This window comes from Streptomyces mirabilis, assembly GCF_018310535.1.
Taxonomy (GTDB): Bacteria; Actinomycetota; Actinomycetes; order Streptomycetales; family Streptomycetaceae; genus Streptomyces.
Genome location: NZ_CP074102.1, coordinates 7,052,365 through 7,068,260, shown reverse-complemented (window position 1 = coordinate 7,068,260; position 15,896 = coordinate 7,052,365). Strand labels below are relative to the sequence as shown.

13 protein-coding genes and 1 tRNA gene are annotated in these 15,896 nt (G+C 71.2%); 8 read left to right on the top strand and 6 right to left on the bottom strand.

The window, feature by feature from the left end; all coding sequences use genetic code 11:
• Window positions 1-52: 52 nt before the first annotated feature.
• Both chpH and SMIR_RS31175 read right to left on the bottom strand, forming a co-directional pair.
• Window positions 53-286, bottom strand: a complete 234-nt coding sequence (gene chpH, locus SMIR_RS31180; RefSeq protein ID WP_099940520.1) for a chaplin ChpH — start codon at window positions 284-286, stop codon at window positions 53-55.
• Between the two features lie 146 nt (window positions 287-432).
• Window positions 433-1,758: a M20/M25/M40 family metallo-hydrolase gene (locus SMIR_RS31175; RefSeq protein WP_190169572.1), complete on the bottom strand. Its 1,326-nt coding sequence runs from the start codon at window positions 1,756-1,758 to the stop codon at window positions 433-435.
• 187 nt (window positions 1,759-1,945) lie between these two features.
• Between SMIR_RS31175 and SMIR_RS31170 the strand changes: the two genes are divergently transcribed.
• From SMIR_RS31170 to SMIR_RS31155, 4 genes are all read left to right on the top strand, one after another.
• Window positions 1,946-2,030: transfer RNA gene (locus SMIR_RS31170), tRNA-Leu, on the top strand.
• 330 nt (window positions 2,031-2,360) lie between these two features.
• Entirely contained in the window at window positions 2,361-6,236 is a 3,876-nt protein-coding gene (locus tag SMIR_RS31165) for a Pls/PosA family non-ribosomal peptide synthetase (RefSeq protein ID WP_212727661.1), read from the top strand.
• A 74-nt stretch (window positions 6,237-6,310) separates the two neighbouring features.
• Window positions 6,311-7,699 (top strand): M1 family metallopeptidase, encoded by a 1,389-nt coding sequence (locus SMIR_RS31160; RefSeq protein ID WP_249938500.1) that lies wholly within the window; start codon window positions 6,311-6,313, stop codon window positions 7,697-7,699.
• A 28-nt stretch (window positions 7,700-7,727) separates the two neighbouring features.
• Window positions 7,728-8,108, top strand: a complete 381-nt coding sequence (locus tag SMIR_RS31155) for a YchJ family protein (protein ID WP_212727659.1) — start codon at window positions 7,728-7,730, stop codon at window positions 8,106-8,108.
• Between the two features lie 5 nt (window positions 8,109-8,113).
• Here SMIR_RS31155 and SMIR_RS31150 read toward each other — a convergent pair whose 3' ends face one another.
• Window positions 8,114-8,815 (bottom strand): FadR/GntR family transcriptional regulator, encoded by a 702-nt coding sequence (locus SMIR_RS31150; protein WP_168490213.1) that lies wholly within the window; start codon window positions 8,813-8,815, stop codon window positions 8,114-8,116.
• A gap of 153 nt (window positions 8,816-8,968) precedes the next feature.
• Between SMIR_RS31150 and SMIR_RS31145 the strand changes: the two genes are divergently transcribed.
• From SMIR_RS31145 to SMIR_RS31130, 4 genes are read left to right on the top strand one after another with little or no spacing between them, the layout of a single operon-like run.
• Window positions 8,969-9,487: a gluconokinase gene (locus tag SMIR_RS31145; RefSeq protein WP_168490214.1), complete on the top strand. Its 519-nt coding sequence runs from the start codon at window positions 8,969-8,971 to the stop codon at window positions 9,485-9,487.
• Between the two features lie 38 nt (window positions 9,488-9,525).
• Window positions 9,526-10,923, top strand: coding sequence for a GntT/GntP/DsdX family permease (locus SMIR_RS31140; protein WP_168490215.1), 1,398 nt, complete (start codon window positions 9,526-9,528; stop codon window positions 10,921-10,923).
• Window positions 10,924-10,954: 31 nt separating this feature from the next.
• Window positions 10,955-11,713 carry an SDR family oxidoreductase gene (locus tag SMIR_RS31135; protein WP_060902269.1) on the top strand — a complete coding sequence of 253 codons (759 nt, stop codon included), beginning with the start codon at window positions 10,955-10,957 and terminating at the stop codon, window positions 11,711-11,713.
• 38 nt (window positions 11,714-11,751) lie between these two features.
• Window positions 11,752-12,783, top strand: coding sequence for an L-idonate 5-dehydrogenase (locus SMIR_RS31130; RefSeq protein WP_168490217.1), 1,032 nt, complete (start codon window positions 11,752-11,754; stop codon window positions 12,781-12,783).
• Between the two features lie 39 nt (window positions 12,784-12,822).
• Here SMIR_RS31130 and SMIR_RS31125 read toward each other — a convergent pair whose 3' ends face one another.
• The 3 genes from SMIR_RS31125 to SMIR_RS31115 all read right to left on the bottom strand — a co-directional run bounded on the left by SMIR_RS31125 (window position 12,823) and on the right by SMIR_RS31115 (window position 15,886).
• Window positions 12,823-13,458 carry a cytochrome b/b6 domain-containing protein gene (locus SMIR_RS31125; RefSeq protein ID WP_168490218.1) on the bottom strand — a complete coding sequence of 212 codons (636 nt, stop codon included), beginning with the start codon at window positions 13,456-13,458 and terminating at the stop codon, window positions 12,823-12,825.
• Entirely contained in the window at window positions 13,442-14,203 is a 762-nt protein-coding gene (locus SMIR_RS31120; protein WP_168490219.1) for a molybdopterin-dependent oxidoreductase, read from the bottom strand. The genes SMIR_RS31125 and SMIR_RS31120 overlap by 17 nt, the downstream gene beginning before the upstream one ends.
• Before the next feature lie 117 nt (window positions 14,204-14,320).
• On the bottom strand, window positions 14,321-15,886 hold the full coding sequence (locus SMIR_RS31115; protein WP_168490220.1) for an APC family permease: 1,566 nt from the start codon (window positions 15,884-15,886) through the stop codon (window positions 14,321-14,323).
• Window positions 15,887-15,896: the final 10 nt, after the last annotated feature.

Below are 15,896 nucleotides of genomic sequence, written 5' to 3'. Positions count from 1 at the left end.
GCGCACGCTCCGGGGCCGACGGGCTCAGACCCTCATGGGGTGAGGCACAACGTCAGTTGTTGATGCAGGTGTTGCCGAAGGCGGGGTTCAGCAGCCCGATCACGGAGACCGTGTTGCCGCAGACGTTCACCGGGACGTGAACGGGCACCTGGATGACGTTGCCGGAGATGACGCCCGGGGAGTGCACAGCGGCACCCTGGGCACCCGAGTCGGCGACAGCCAGGCCCGCACCCGCGAGAACCAGACCACCAGTGGCAGCCGCAGCAGCGACGACCTTCTTGATCATTATTCCTCCTTGTAGGCAAATGCGATCCCAAGTAGCGGATCACATCACCTGTAACGAGGAAGAAGTACTTGAGCTACGAGCTTATGGTCCCATTCACCCGTCCCGGGCGATCTCCGCACGTACGGGCGATTGCAGGCGTCAACGCGTCATGACGCCTCGATGAAGCGGTCGAGCACACGGACGCCGAACTTCAGCGCATCCACCGGCACCCGCTCGTCGACTCCGTGGAACATGCCCGCGAAGTCCAGCTCCGGCGGCAGCTTGAGCGGGGCGAAGCCGAAGCAGCGGATGCCGAGGTCGGCGAAGGACTTGGCGTCGGTGCCGGCCGAGAGCATGTAGGGCACCGCGCGCGCGATCGGGTCCTCGGCGGACAGCGCGGTCTGCATGGCGTCGACCAGCGCCCCGTCGAAGGTGGTCTCCAGCGCCTTGTCCGCGTGCACGTCCTCACGCTTGACCCTCGGGCCGAGAATCCGGTCCAGGTCGGCGAGGAACTCCTCCTCGTACCCCGGCAGGTAACGCCCGTCGACGTGCGCGGTCGCCTGCCCCGGAATCACGTTGACCTTGTATCCGGCACCGAGCTGGGTCGGGTTGGCGGTGTTCTGCAGGGAGGCGCCGATGAGCTTGGCGATACCGCCGAGCTTGGCGAGCGTCTCGTCCATGTTCTCCGGGTCGAGCTCGGTGCCGAGCGCGTCACCGAGCTCGTCGAGGAAGTGCCGCAGCGTCTTCGTCACCCGGACCGGGAACTTGTGCCGCCCGAGCCGCCCGACGGCCTCGGACAGCTCGGTGATCGCGTTGTCCTTGTGGATCATCGAACCATGCCCGGCGGTGCCGTCCACGGTCAGTTTCATCCAGTGCATGCCCTTCTGGGCGGTCTCGACGAGGTACAGCCGCAACTTCTCGTTGACCGTGAAGGAGAACCCGCCGACCTCGCCGATCGCCTCGGTCACGCCCTCGAAGAGGTCGGGGTGCTTGTCGACGAGGTGCCGCGCACCCCACGTACCGCCGGCCTCCTCATCGGCGAGGAACGCGAGGACGATGTCTCGCGGCGGCTTGCGCCCGCTGCGCAGCCGGTCCCGGACGACCGCCAGGGTCATGGCGTCCATGTCCTTCATGTCGACCGCGCCACGGCCCCACACCATGCCGTCCGCGATCTCGCCGGAGAAGGGGTGGTGGGTCCAGTCCGCCGCGTTGGCCGGTACGACGTCGGTGTGGCCGTGGATGAGCAGCGCGGGGCGCGAGCGGTCCTCGCCCTCGATACGGGCCACCGTCGACGCGCGCCCCTTGTGCGACTCGAAGATCTGCGGCTCGAGCCCGACCTCGGCGAGCTTCTCGGCCACGTACTCCGCGGCCTTGCGCTCACCCGGTCCGGAGTGGTCCCCGTAGTTGCTGGTGTCGATCTGGATCAGCTCGCGACAGAGGTCCACGACCTCGTCCTCGCCGGAGACGCTCCTGGCCGTGTTCGACTCGCTCACGCTGCTTCCTCCCACTGTCACTGCTGGTGGTCCCCCTCATCCTCTCCCCCACCCCCTCCTCGCCCCAAGGCCGGACCCGGCCCGTCACACGCCGTTCACGCGGCGACGGGGTGTGACCGGGGGCCCTCGAAAGCCTGGTAATGTTTCCTCTGTCGCCGCGAGGGAAACCCCGCGCGACAGACACCTTGTCCGGGTGGCGGAATGGCAGACGCGCTAGCTTGAGGTGCTAGTGCCCTTTATCGGGCGTGGGGGTTCAAGTCCCCCCTCGGACACACAGAGGAGTGAGGGCCGCGACCATCAGGTCGCGGCCCTCACTCGTTGTACGCATCACAGGCCTCAACTCGTCGTGTTCGCGGCGTTACGGACAGATGTGGGGCAGATCTCGTCAGGATGACATACCCCCATGTCAGAGCTCCGTCACCGCACCGGAATCAGTGGTTCCGGAGCCCTCGCACGGCCTCCTCGCATGGCTGATGACCAGGTACGCGACTAGCGTCGTACTAAAATTCAAGGCTTGTTTGGAGCTGGACCGGAATATCCCCAGGCATACCTGCGGGCCCACCAGCTCCCCGGACGCTCCGGGAACGACACGTGAGGACCCGATGGCAGCCCTCGAGCAAGGCCCCGCATTCGCGTTGTTCGACGAGGAGGTGCGCGCGGAGTTCGGCGACCCGGCGCGCTTCTCCGCCTCCGTCGCCGCCTCGCCGCGCACGCTGGTCGACATCCTCGACGCCACCGTACGGGCCCACCCCGACGAGCCCGCCCTCGACGACGGCCACCGGGCCCTCACCTACCGCGCCCTCGCCGTCGAGGTCGAGGCCCTGCGGCGGCGGCTGAGCGACGCCGGGGTGGGCCTCGGCGACCGGGTCGGTGTCCGCGTCCCCTCCGGCACCAACGAGTTGTACGTCGCCGTCCTCGCCGTACTGGCCGCCGGCGCGGCCTATGTGCCGGTGGACGCCGAGGACCCCGACGAGCGGGCCGAGCTGGTCTTCGGCGAGGCGAAGGTGCGGGCCGTCATCGGAGCCGGGCACCGGCTGACCGTCAACGGCACCTCCGAGGTGCCCGCCGCGCGGCCCGGTGTCGAGCACGACGCCTGGATCATCTTCACCTCCGGGTCCACGGGCAAGCCCAAGGGCGTGGCCGTCAGTCACCGCAGCGCCGCGGCGTTCGTCGACGCCGAGGCGGAGCTGTTCCTCACCGAGGACCCGATCGGGCCCGGTGACCGGGTCATGGCGGGCCTGTCCGTCGCCTTCGACGCCTCCTGCGAGGAGATGTGGCTGGCTTGGCGGTACGGCGCCTGTCTGGTGCCCGTGCCGCGCTCCCAGGTGCGCAGCGGCGCCGACCTGGGGCCCTGGCTGGTCGAGCAGGAGATCAGCGTCGTCTCGACCGTGCCGACGCTCGCCGCGCTCTGGGAGCCGGAGACCCTCAATGACGTACGGCTGCTGATCTTCGGCGGTGAGGCCTGCCCGCCCGAGCTGGTCCAGCGGCTGGTGACCGAGGGCCGCGAGGTGTGGAACACCTACGGGCCCACCGAGGCGACCGTCGTCGCCTGCGCCTCCCTGATGACCGGCGAGGAGCCGATCCGGATCGGGCTGCCGCTGAACGGCTGGGAGCTGGCCGTGGTCGACGAGGCCGGCGAGCCCGTGGCCATGGGCGACAGCGGCCAGCTGGTGATCGGCGGGGTCGGGCTCGCCCGGTATCTCGACGCCGAGAAGGACGCGGAGAAGTACGCGCCGCTGAAGTCGCTCGGCTGGGAGCGGGCGTACCGCAGTGGTGACCTCGTCAAGGCCGAGCCGGAGGGGCTGATCTTCCTCGGGCGGGCCGACGAGCAGATCAAGCTCGGCGGGCGCCGCATCGAGCTCGGCGAGGTCGACGCGGCGCTCCAGGCACTCCCCGGTGTGGCGAGCGCCGCCGCCGCCGTCCGGACCGCCCGCAGCGGCAACCAGCTGCTCGTCGGCTATGTCGTGACCCAGGAGGGCTGGGACCAGGCCGCCGCCGTCGAGAAGCTGCGCGCCGAGCTGCCCGCGGCCCTCGTCCCGCTGCTCGCCCCGGTCGCGGACCTGCCGACCCGCACCTCGGGCAAGGTCGACCGGGGCGCGCTCCCCTGGCCCCTGGAGGGCTTGGAGACCGGCGGTGCGAAGGAACAGCTCTACGGCACCGAGGCCTGGCTCGCCGAGCAGTGGAGCGAGGTCCTCGGCATCCCGGTCGGCAGCGGGTCCGACGACTTCTTCGCGATCGGCGGTGGCAGCCTCGCCGCCGCCCAGCTCACCACCCGGCTGCGCACCCGCTACCCCAGCGCCGCCGTGCTCGACATCTACCAGCAGCCCGTCCTGCGCAAGCTGGCCCGGCACCTGGAGAAGTCCGCGCAGGACGACGGTGCCGAACGGGTCATCGCCCCGGTGCCGCTGCGCGCCAAGGTGGCCCAGCTGTTCCTGCTGATACCCCTGTTCACACTGATGGGGCTGCGCTGGACCGTGGCGCTGGCCGCGCTCGGGAACGTACTGCACTGGTTCGGTCCGTACCCCTGGGCGCCGAGCGCCCCGTGGTGGCTCGTCGGCGCCGGGGCGGTCGTGCTCTACAGCCCGCCTGGGCGGCTCGCGATCGCGGCGGGCGGGGCGCGGCTGCTGCTGCGCCGGGTGAAGCCCGGGCGCTACCCGCGCGGCGGAAGCGTGCATCTGCGGCTGTGGACCGCCGAGCGGCTGGCCGAGTTCAGTGGCGCGGCCTCGCTGACCGGATCCTGGCTGGAGCGGTACGCGCGTGCCCTGGGCGCCAAGGTCGGCACGGACGTCGATCTGCACTCGCTGCCGCCGGTGACCGGCATGCTCAAGCTGGGCCGGGGTGCCGCCGTCGAGTCCGAGGTGGACCTGTCGGGGTACTGGCTGGACGGGGACCGGCTGGAGATCGGGCAGGTCAAGGTCGGCGCCGGTGCGGTGGTCGGGACGCGCAGCATCCTCTTCCCGGGCGCGCGCGTCGGCAAGCGGGCCGAGGTGGCGCCGGGCTCGGCGGTCGCCGGGCAGATTCCCACCGGGCAGCGCTGGGCCGGAGCGCCGGCCGGCAAGCTCGGCAAGGCGAAGCGCGCCTGGCCCAAGGAGCGTCCGCGCCGGGGCACGTACTGGCGGGCGATGTACGGCGCGACCGGTTTCGCGCTGACCGCGCTGCCCGTCCTTTCGGCCGTCGCCGCGCTTGTGGTGGCTCATCTGTTCGTGAGCGCGGACGCCGGGCTCGGTGCGGCCCTGCGCGGCGCGGCGCTCGCGCTGGTCCCGGCCACGCTCGCCTTCGGGCTCGCGTACGCGTTGCTGCTCCTGGTGGGTGTACGTCTGCTCAGCCTGGGTCTGCGCGAAGGCACGTATCCGACGCACAGCCGGATCGGCTGGCAGGCCTGGACCGTCACGCAGTTGATGGACCGCTCGCGCGACACACTGTTCCCGCTGTACGCCGGGTTGATCACGCCGGTGTGGCTGCGGCTGCTCGGTATGAAGATCGGCCGGGGTGCCGAGGTCTCCACCGTTCTCGCGCTGCCGAGCCTCACCACCGTGGGCGAGGGCGCCTTCCTCGCCGACGACACCCTGACCGCGCCGTACGAGCTGGGCGGCGGCTGGATGCGGATCGGGCGCGCCGAGATCGGCCGCCGGGCCTTCCTGGGCAACTCCGGGATGACCGCGCCGGGCCGCAGCGTGCCGGACGGCGGGCTGGTCGGGGTGCTGTCGGCGACCCCGAAGAAGGCGAAGAAGGGCAGCTCGTACCTGGGGCTGCCGCCGGTGAAGCTGCCGCGCTCGACGCAGGACGGCGATCAGAGCCGTACCTACGACCCGCCCGCGCGGCTGCTGTGGGCGCGGGCGCTCGTGGAGCTGTGCCGGATCGTGCCGGTGTTCTGCTCGGCGGCGCTGGCGGTGCTGACCGTCGCCGCGCTGAGCGCGCTGGGCGTCTGGGCGCCGCTGCTGGCCGGGATCGTGTTCCTGGGCGTCGGTGTGCTCGCCTGCCTGACGTCCATCGTGGCGAAGTGGCTGCTGGTGGGCCGGCACCGGGCGGGCGAGCACCCGCTGTGGAGCGGTTTCGTGTGGCGCAACGAGCTGGCGGACACCTTCGTCGAGGTCGTCGCCGTGCCGTGGCTGGCCGGATCCGTGCCGGGTACGCCGCTGATGACGGCGTGGCTGCGCGGCCTCGGCGCCCGTATCGGCAAGGGCGCATGGATCGAGAGTTACTGGCTACCCGAGACGGACCTGGTGACCCTGGAGGACGCGACCACGGTCAACCGGGGCTGTGTCCTGCAGACCCACCTCTTCCACGACCGGATCTTGCGGACGGATACTGTTGTCCTCCGTGAGGGCGCCACTCTGGGCCCGGGCGGAATCGTCCTTCCCGGCAGCACAGTCGGGGCGCGCAGCACGCTGGGACCCGCGTCGCTCGTCATGGCGGCTGAATCCGTCCCCGACGACACCCGCTGGCTGGGCAACCCGATCGAGGCATGGCGTTCCTAGGCGCGGCCCGTACGGCGTCCGGGGACGGTGCACCGGCACGTCGTACGAGCACAGCGCAGGGAGCAGACGCAAGCGTGAGCGTTCAGCAGACAGTGGGTTCGGACCCGTACTTCCCGGCCAACGGTGATCCCCGTTACCGGGTGCACCGGTATGAGCTCGCGCTGGACTATCGCCCCGGCCCCAACCGGCTGTCCGGCACCGCGCGGCTCAACGCCATAGCGGGCCGGGCTCCGCTCGCCGAGTTCCAGCTGAACCTGGCCGACTTCCGGATCGGCCGGGTCCGGGTCGACGGCAAGGCACCGCACTACACGCACCGGGGCGGCCGGCTGCGCATCCGCCCGCCGAAGCCGATACGGGCCGGGGCCGCGTTCACCGTGGAGGTGCACTGGTCGGGCAACCCCAAGCCGGTCGCCAGCCTCTGGGGCGAGCTCGGCTGGGAGGAGCTGGAGGACGGGGCGCTGGTGGCGAGCCAGCCGATCGGCGCGCCCTCCTGGTACCCGTGCAACGACCGCCCCGCCGACAAGGCCTCGTACCAGATCTCGATCACGACGCCGTCGGCGTACTCGGTGGTGGCGGGCGGCCGGCTGCTCACCCGCACGACGAAGGCGTCGACGACCACCTGGGTGTACGAGCAGGCGGCGCCGACCTCCAGCTATCTGGTCGGGATGTCGATCGGGAAGTACCAGACGGTGCTGCTCGGCGACCCCGGGCTCGGTGGCGTACCGCAGACGGGGCATCTGCCCGCGCACCTGCTCGGCGCATTCTCCCGGGACTTCGCGCGGCAGCCCGCGATGATGGAGCTGTTCGAGCAGATCTTCGGGCCGTATCCGTTCGGCGAGTACGCCGTCGTGGTGACCGAGGAGGAGCTCGATGTCCCCGTCGAGGCACAGGGGTTGTCGCTGTTCGGCGCCAACCACGTGGACGGGGCGCGGGGTTCGGAGCGGCTGGTCGCGCACGAGCTGGCGCACCAGTGGTTCGGCAACAGCGTGTCCATTGCGGACTGGCGGCACATCTGGCTGAACGAGGGCTTCGCGAAGTACGCCGAGTGGCTGTGGTCGGAGCGGTCGGGAGGCCGTACGGCTCAGCAGCTGGCCGCTCTCGCGCACCGCAAGCTGTCCGGGCAGCCGAAGGATCTGGTGCTGGCCGACCCGGGCCGCAAGCTGATGTTCGACGACCGGCTCTACGAGCGCGGCGGCCTCACCCTGCACGCGCTGCGCTGCGCGATGGGCGACGACGCCTTCTTCCGCATGCTGCGCGGCTGGGCCGCCCTGCACCGGGGCGGCGCGGTCACGACGGCGGTGTTCACCGCGCATGCCGCCCGGTACTCGGCCGAGCCGCTGGACGACCTGTTCGGGGCCTGGCTGCGTACGGCGAAGCTGCCGCCGCTGCCCACTCCGGCCGCACCGGTCGCGCCGATGCCGGCCCGCCCGACGTATCCGCCGACCAACGCCGACTCGGCGTAGGCCCTGGGCCCCTCCGGGCTGGGAGAGAATGGCGGTCATGACCAGTCGTAGCTGCCCGTGCGGGCTGCCCGAGCCGTACGCGCGGTGCTGTGGGCGCTTCCACCGCGGTGAGGTCGCGCCGACCGCGGAGCGTCTGATGCGGTCGCGGTACTGCGCCTTCGTCAAGGAGGACGAGGGGTATCTGCTGCGGACCTGGCATCCGCGGACGCGGCCGGCGCGGGTCGACTTCGATCCGGGGATGCGGTGGACGGGTCTGGAGATCCTCGACACGGGGCAGGGATCGGCCTTCCACTCCGTGGGGACCGTGACCTTCCGGGCCTCCTACCGGGGCGGTTCGCTGCACGAGCGGAGCCGGTTCGAGCGGGTCGACGGGGCCTGGGTGTACGTGGACGGCGACTTCCTGGAGTAGGACGTCTACGGCGCGAGGATGTCCAGTTCCTGGAGCGCGCCGACCGTGATCTGGCGGGTGAGTTCCTCGGCGCGGGACGCGTCGCCCGCGCGGACCGCCTCCGCGACCTGGACGTGCAGGGTGACGGCGGCCGGGTCGGGGTCCTCGAACATCACCTCGTGGTGGGTGCGGCCCGCGAGGACCTCGGCGACCACGTCACCGAGGCGGGCGAACATGTCGTTGCCGGAGGCGTTGAGGATCACCCGGTGGAAGGCCACGTCGTGGACGAGGTACTCCTCCAGCTTGTGGCCGCGTGAGTTGGCCACCATGCCGAGGGCGCACTCGGTGAGCTCCGCGCACTGCGCGGCGGTGGCGTGCCGGGCGGACAGGCCCGCGGCGATCGGTTCTACGGCGGAGCGCAGCACGGTGAGCGAGCGCAACTGGTGGGGGCGGTCGGCGCCGGCCAGCCGCCAGCGGATGACCTGAGGGTCGAACACGTTCCATTCCGCCTTGGGGCGGACCGTGACGCCGACGCGGCGGCGGGACTCGACCAGGTCCATGGACTCCAGCACCCTGACCGCCTCGCGCATCACGGAGCGTGACACCTCGAAGCGCTGCGCGAGCTCGTCGGTGCGCAGCACGCTCCCCGGCGGGTACTCGCCCGCCGTGATCGCCGGCCCGAGGGATTCCAGTACATGTCCGTGCAGCCCCCGGCCCCGTGTGGTCATGGGGTCAGCGTACGAGGCGGAGCCCTGGAACAAAAAGTCAGACTTATATGTCACACACTCTTGAATTCGTCGTACCTAATGAGTTTCAGTGTCGTCGACATCAGATGTCGACGAAGACAGTCACGCGACAGTGACGTAGACAGTGAGGCAGCGATGAGCACCCCCCATGTCGTCGTGGTCATGGGCGTCGCAGGTACCGGCAAGACCACCATCGGTCCCCTGCTTGCGGCCCGGCTCGGCGTTCCGTACGCCGAGGGCGACGACTTCCACCCGCCGGCCAACATCGCCAAGATGACGGCCGGGACCCCGCTGACGGACGACGACCGCTGGCCCTGGCTGGACGCCATCGGCCGTTGGGCGCACGACCGGCACGGGCTCGGCGGAGTGGTCAGCAGTTCGGCGCTCAAGCGCAGCTATCGCGACCGGCTGCGGGCCGAGGCGCCCGGGGTCGTCTTCGTCCATCTGACCGGTGACCGCGCGCTCATCGAGGACCGGATGTCGCACCGCCAGGGGCATTTCATGCCGACGGCGCTGCTGGACTCGCAGTTCGCCACCCTCCAGCCGCTGGAAGCGGACGAGGCGGGTGTCTCCGTGGACGTCTCCGGCGACCCCGGGGAGATCACCGAACGGGCCGTGACCGCACTCCAGGGGCTTGCCCAGCCCTCGCTCTAACACCTTCCCCTCGTACGTTTCTCAAGCAAGGGACCACCGTGACCAGACTCAGCGTCGAGATGCTGGCAGCGGACGCCGTCGAGCCGATCACCTCGGCGGGCCATGCTCAGCTGGGCATCGCCGTGCTGGCGGGCATCGCCGTCATCGTCCTGCTCATCACCCAGTTCAAGCTGCACGCATTCCTGGCCCTGACCATCGGCTCGCTCGCCCTCGGCGCCTTCGCCGGGGCCCCGCTGGACAAGACCATCACCAGCTTCACCACCGGCCTCGGCGCCACCGTCGCCGGTGTGGGCGTCCTGATCGCGCTCGGCGCGATCCTCGGCAAACTCCTCGCCGACTCCGGCGGCGCCGACCAGATCGTCGACACCATCCTCGCCAAGGCCGGCGGCCGCGCCATGCCCTGGGCGATGGTGCTGATCGCCTCGGTGATCGGTCTGCCGCTGTTCTTCGAGGTCGGCATCGTGCTGCTGATCCCGGTCGTGCTGATGGTCGCCAAGCGCGGCAACTACTCCCTGATGCGCATCGGCATCCCCGCACTGGCCGGTCTGTCCGTGATGCACGGCCTGATCCCGCCGCACCCCGGCCCGCTGGTCGCGATCGACGCGGTCAAGGCCAACCTGGGCATCACGCTCGCGCTGGGCGTCCTGGTCGCCATCCCGACGGTGATCATCGCGGGCCCGGTCTTCTCCCGCTACGCGGCCCGCTGGGTCGACGTCCCGGCCCCCGACCGCATGATCCCCACCCGCGCCTCCGAAGAACTCGACAAGCGTCCGGGCTTCGGCGCCACCCTGGCCACCATGCTGCTGCCGGTCGTCCTCATGCTGTCCAAGGCACTGGTCGACATCATCGTGGACGACCCCACCCACATGGTGCAGCGCGTCTTCGACGTCGTCGGCTCCCCGCTGATCGCCCTGCTCGCGGCGGTGATCGTGGGCATGTTCACCCTCGGCCGCGCGGCCGGCTTCACCAAGGACCGCATCTCCACCACCGTCGAGAAGTCCCTCGCCCCCATCGCCGGCATCCTGCTGATCGTCGGCGCGGGCGGCGGCTTCAAGCAGACCCTGATCGACTCCGGGGTGGGCCAGATGATCCTGGACATATCCAAGGACTGGTCGATCCCCGCGCTGCTGCTCGCCTGGCTGATCGCGGTGGCCATCCGCCTCGCGACCGGCTCCGCGACCGTCGCCACCATCTCGGCGGCCGGTCTGGTCGCGCCCCTCGCGGCCGACATGTCGACCGCCCACACCTCGCTCCTGGTCCTCGCGATCGGCGCGGGCTCGCTCTTCTTCAGCCATGTCAACGACGCCGGCTTCTGGCTGGTCAAGGAGTACTTCGGCCTCAGCGTCGGCCAGACCGTCAAGACCTGGTCCGTCATGGAGACGATCATCTCGGTGGTGGCGGGCGGGCTGATCCTGCTGCTGTCGCTGGTCATCTAGGGGTACGAGGATGAGAGACGGGAGTACGGGGATGAGTCACCCCCTGTTCGACATCAGTGGTCGCAGGGCCCTGGTCACCGGCTCCAGCCGGGGCATCGGGTTCGCGCTGGCCCGCGGGCTCCTGGAGGCGGGCTGCACGGTCGTCCTCAACGGGCGGGACGCCGACCGGCTCACCAAAGCCGCGTCGGAGCTGCCCGGTGACGTCCACACCGCGGTCTTCGACGTCACGGACGGCCCCTCGGTGGCCGCCGGAATAGCGGACGTCGAGGACCGGGTGGGCCCGCTCGACATCCTCGTCAACAACGCGGGCATGCAACTGCGGGCCCCGCTCCTGGAGTTCACGGACACGGACTGGCACCGGATCCTGAACACCAACCTGACCAGCGCGTTCCTGGTCGGCCGCGAGGCGGCACGGCGGATGACGGAACGCGGCCACGGCAAGATCGTCAACATCTGCTCGTTGCAGAGCGAGGTCGTCCGTCCGGGCATCGCCCCGTACGCGGCCACCAAGGGCGCGCTGAAGATGCTCACCAAGGGCATGTGCGCGGACTGGGGGCAGTACGGGGTGCAGGTGAACGGGCTCGGCCCCGGTTACATCGAGACGGAGCTGACCCAGCCCCTCGTCGAGGACGAGGAGTTCAGCGCCTGGGTGCGGCGGCGCACCCCGGCCGGGCGGTGGGGCCGTACGGAGGATCTGGTCGGCGGGGTGCTCTTCCTCGCCTCGCCCGCGGCGGACTTCGTGAGCGGGCAGGTGCTGTACGTCGACGGCGGTATGACGAGTGTGCTGTGAAGCGGACCGCCCGGTGAACGCGTGAAAGGGGCCTGACGATGCTCGGCTGTGTGATTCACGGGCAGGGTGACCTGCGGGTCGACGAACTGCCGGTTCCCTCCGCCGGACCCGGCGAGGCACTCGTCGCCGTCCGGTACGGCGGGGTGTGCGGGTCCGACCTCCACTACTGGCGGCACGGCGGCGTCGGGGACTTCCGGCTGCGGGAGCCGATGGTGCTGGGCCACGAGGTCGTGGGGACGGTGCTGTCGTACGGCGACGGGGCCACCGGTCCCGCGCCGGGTACGGCCGTGGCCGTGCACCCGGCGACCCCGTGCGGGGTGTGCCCCGAGTGCGCCGACGGACGGGCGAACGTCTGCAGGGACACCCGCTACCTGGGCAGCGCGGCGCGCACCCCGCATGTGCAGGGCGGGTTCGCCGCCCAAGTGGTGGTGCCCGCCCGGCAGTTGAGGGAGCTGCCGGCGGGGCTCCCGCTGCGGCGGGCGGCGCTCGCCGAGCCGCTCTCGGTGGCGCTGCACGCCGTCCGGCGGGCCGGTGCGGTGAAGGACCGGCATGTCCTGGTGACGGGGGCCGGGCCCATCGGCTGTCTCGTGGTGGCCGCCGCGAAGGCCGCGGGCGCGGCCCGGGTGACCGTGACGGACCTGCTGCCGCAGGCGCTGTCGTACGCCGTCGCGGCAGGCGCGGACGCGGTCGTACGGGCCGACGATCCCGCCGATCCCGGTTGGCCTTCGGAGGTCGACGTGGCCGTCGAGGCGTCCGGGGTGGCCGCGGGCCTCGACACCTGCCTGCGCCTGGTACGGCGTGGCGGGGTCGTCGTCCAGCTCGGCATGCTGCCGCCGGGCCAGAGCCCGTTCGCGGGGAACCTGGTGGTGAGCCGGGAGATCGAGCTGCGGGGCGCGTTCCGCTTCGACGAGGAGTTCGACGACGCGCTGGTCCTGCTCGCGGCCGAGCCCCGCTTCGACTCCCTGGTCAGCGCGGTGGTCCCGCTCGGTGAGGCGGAGTCGGCGTTCACCCTGGCCGCGGACCGCGGCCGCTCGTGCAAGGTGCTGCTGGACTTCGAGGTCCAGCACTAGGGAGTGTGCCGGGGGCCGCGGGCCCCCGGCAGACTCGGTCTAGGGTCGCCAGAGGGGATGCTCCCGCTCCGCCCACTCCCGGCTCACCGAGCCCGTGCGCAGACCGCGGCGGGCCTCCGGGTCGCCGAGGGCCATGCCGATGTGGCCCGCGAGGACGACGCCGATCGTGAGCGCCAGCCAGTCGTGGACGAAGGTCGCCGACGTGCGCCACATCAGGGGGGCGAGGTGGGTGAACCACATCAGCAGCCCCGTGGCGAGCATGACCAGGGTCGCGCCGGCGATCCAGGCGGCGTAGGTCTTCTGGCCCGCGTTGAACTTGGCCGCCGGGCGGGCCGAGGGGCGCCGGTCCCGTCGTAGCGCCGCGCGCAGCCACCTACGGTCGTGCGGGCCCCAGCGGTTGAGGCGGCCCAGGTCCGCGCGGAAGGCGCGGGAGACCAGGCCCGCCAGGACCGGTACCGGCAGCATCAGGCCCGCCCACTCATGGATCCTGACCACCAGCTCACGGCGGCCGACGAGCTCGGCGAACATCGGCAGGTACAGGCACGCCGCCGTCGCCACGCAGATCCCCATCAGCAGGGCGGTCACGCGGTGCACCCAGCGCTCGGCGCGGCTGAAGCGCCGTACGCGCGGCGCGGGCGCGGCGAGGGTCGGGGTGTCGTCAAGTCGTGGGTGCATCGTCGCGTCCGTTCGAGCGGCCGACCCACGCGTCCACGTCGTAGCCACGGTCCTCCCAGTACCCGGGACGGACGTCCTCGGTGACGGTGATGCCGGAGAGCCACTTGGCGGACTTGTAGAAGTACATGGGGGCGACGTAGAGGCGGACCGGGCCGCCATGGTTGTGGCCGAGAGGCTTGTCCTGCATGCGGTGGGCCACCAGGATGTCGGGGCGCCGGGCCTGCTGGAGCGTGAGGCTCTCGGTGTATGCCCCGTCGAAGCAGGTGAAGCGGATCGCGCGGCCCTTGGCCTTGACCCCGGCGGCGTCCAGGAGATGGGACAGCCGTACGCCTTCGAAGGGGGTGCCGGGCACCCGCCAGCCGGTGACGCACTGGACGTCGTGCACGATCCGGGTCTGCGGCAGGGCCTTGAGGTCGGCCAGGGTGTAGCTGCGGGGGTGGTCGACGAGGCCGTCGATGGTGAGGCGGTAGTTCGACGCGTCCTTGTGCGGGACGGACGAGGTCACCGAGTAGTAGCGGAATCCGCCGCCGTTGGGGAGCAGGCCGCTCAGCCCGGTGGGGTCGTCGGCGAAGAGGGACTCCAGGCCGCGCTGCAGGGTGGGCGCGGCCAGCACGCCGAAGGCGCCGAGTCCGAGCGTGCCGAGCAGGAGCCGTCGGCCGACGGGCGTGCCGGAGGCTTCCGGGTCCTCCGGCGGGCGGTCGCGGGGCCGGTCCGGTCCCTGCCGGGGGGGCTGTTCAGGGTTCACACACCCATACGAGCACCCGCGACCCCCTTGAGGCCAGCGGCAGCGGGTGCTCGTCAGACTTCCGTAACCACTTCTCACACGCTTCTCAGAACGGGCGCCCCGGATCGGGGCTCCGGATCAGGGGGTGGACTCCGCCGCCTTGTCCAGCTGGAACGCCTCGTTGCCGAGTCCGATACGGGCGTGCGCCTCGGGTCTGCGGGAGCGCAGCACCAGGCCCTGCACCAGACCGACGACCAGGGCGGCCGCGATCAGGGCGGGCAGCAGCCAGCTGAGCGCGGAGTCCGGACCGGCCCCGACCAGGATGTCGAAGTCCTTGACCGTGTAGCCCGCGATCACGAGGAGGGCGACGGCCGCGATCGCCGAGGTGGCCAGGCGCCAGGCCTGGGCGCGGGCGGCGCCGCGGCGGGCGAAGAAGACGATCACGGAGAGCGAGGCCGCCGCCATCAGCAGGATGACGCCGAGCGCGCCGACGTTGCCTGCCCAGGTGAACAGGTGCAGCACGGGCGCGGTCGGGTCGCCGGTGGGCTTGTCGTCGGTCACGGCGAACGCGATCAGCACGATCGCGGAGACGCCGGTCTGCAGCAGCGAGCCGGTGCCGGGCGCGCCGCTGGTGCCGGTGGTCCGGCCGAAGGCGGAGGGCAGCAGCCCTTCGCGGCCCATGGCGAAGGCGTACCGCGCGACGACGTTGTGGAAGCTGAGCAGCGCCGCGAACATGCCGGTCACGAAGAGGACGTGCAGGATGTCGGTGAAGGTGCCGCCGAGGCGCGACTCGGTGAGGAAGAACAGCAGTCCGGCGCTCTGCTTCTGCGACGCCCCGACGATCCCGGAGGGGCCCGCGGCGACGGTCAGCGCCCAGGAGCTGAGCGCGAAGAAGACGGCGACGAAGCCGATCGCCAGGAACATCACGCGCGGGACGAGGATGTGCGGGCGGCTGGTCTCCTCGGCGTACACCGGTGCCTGTTCGAAGCCGGTGAAGGCGGCGATGCAGAAGCACAGCGCGGTGCCGACGCCCGCCCCGGTGAGTGTGTCCGGGTTGAAGGCGTGCAGGGAGAGGCCCTCCTTGGCGGGGTCGGCGACGGCGGCGATGTCGAAGATGACGACGAGCGCCACCTCGACGACCAGGAGGACGCCGAGTACACGCGCGTTGACGTCGATCTTCAGCCAGGAGAGCGCGCCGACGGCGAGGACGGCGATCAGCGCCGGTATCCACCAGGCGACTTCGACGTCGGCGTAGGTGGCGAACAGCCCGGAGACCTCGAAGCCGAAGATGCCGTAGATACCGAACTGCAGCGCGCTGTAGGCGACGAGCGCGACCGCGGCGGCGCCGGCGCCCGCGGTGCCGCCGAGACCGCGGGCGACGTAGGCGTAGAAGGCGCCCGCGTTGTGGACGTGGCGGCTCATCTCGGCGTACCCGACGCTGAAGAGCACCAGCACCACGCCGAGGATGACGAAGAGCAGCGGCTGTCCGACGATGCCCATCACCGCGAATGTGGTGGGCATGACACCAGCGACCACCATGAGGGGGGCGGTCGCCGCGAGGACGGAGAGCAGCAGACCTCCCGTGCCGAGCCGGCCCGCGTGCAGGGCGCGGTCCTGGCCCTTGAAGGTGCTGATGGCGCCACCGGCCGTGGCGGGTCTACCCGTGTTCGAACTGCTCGAGGTGCTCGAACTGCCCGTCGTCATCGCGGGGCCG

Excerpts from the sequence above, each read along its gene's own strand:
- chpH (WP_099940520.1), bottom strand. The coding sequence starts at position 286 with ATGATCAAGAAGGTCGTCGCTGCTGCGGCTGCCACTGGTGGTCTGGTT.
- SMIR_RS31135 (WP_060902269.1), top strand. The coding sequence starts at position 10,955 with ATGAGTCACCCCCTGTTCGACATCAGTGGTCGCAGGGCCCTGGTCACC.
- SMIR_RS31130 (WP_168490217.1), top strand. The coding sequence starts at position 11,752 with ATGCTCGGCTGTGTGATTCACGGGCAGGGTGACCTGCGGGTCGACGAA.
- SMIR_RS31150 (WP_168490213.1), bottom strand. The coding sequence starts at position 8,815 with ATGACCACACGGGGCCGGGGGCTGCACGGACATGTACTGGAATCCCTC.
- SMIR_RS31145 (WP_168490214.1), top strand. The coding sequence starts at position 8,969 with ATGAGCACCCCCCATGTCGTCGTGGTCATGGGCGTCGCAGGTACCGGC.
- SMIR_RS31115 (WP_168490220.1), bottom strand. The coding sequence starts at position 15,886 with ATGACGACGGGCAGTTCGAGCACCTCGAGCAGTTCGAACACGGGTAGA.
- SMIR_RS31125 (WP_168490218.1), bottom strand. The coding sequence starts at position 13,458 with ATGCACCCACGACTTGACGACACCCCGACCCTCGCCGCGCCCGCGCCG.
- SMIR_RS31155 (WP_212727659.1), top strand. The coding sequence starts at position 7,728 with ATGGCGGTCATGACCAGTCGTAGCTGCCCGTGCGGGCTGCCCGAGCCG.
- SMIR_RS31165 (WP_212727661.1), top strand. The coding sequence starts at position 2,361 with ATGGCAGCCCTCGAGCAAGGCCCCGCATTCGCGTTGTTCGACGAGGAG.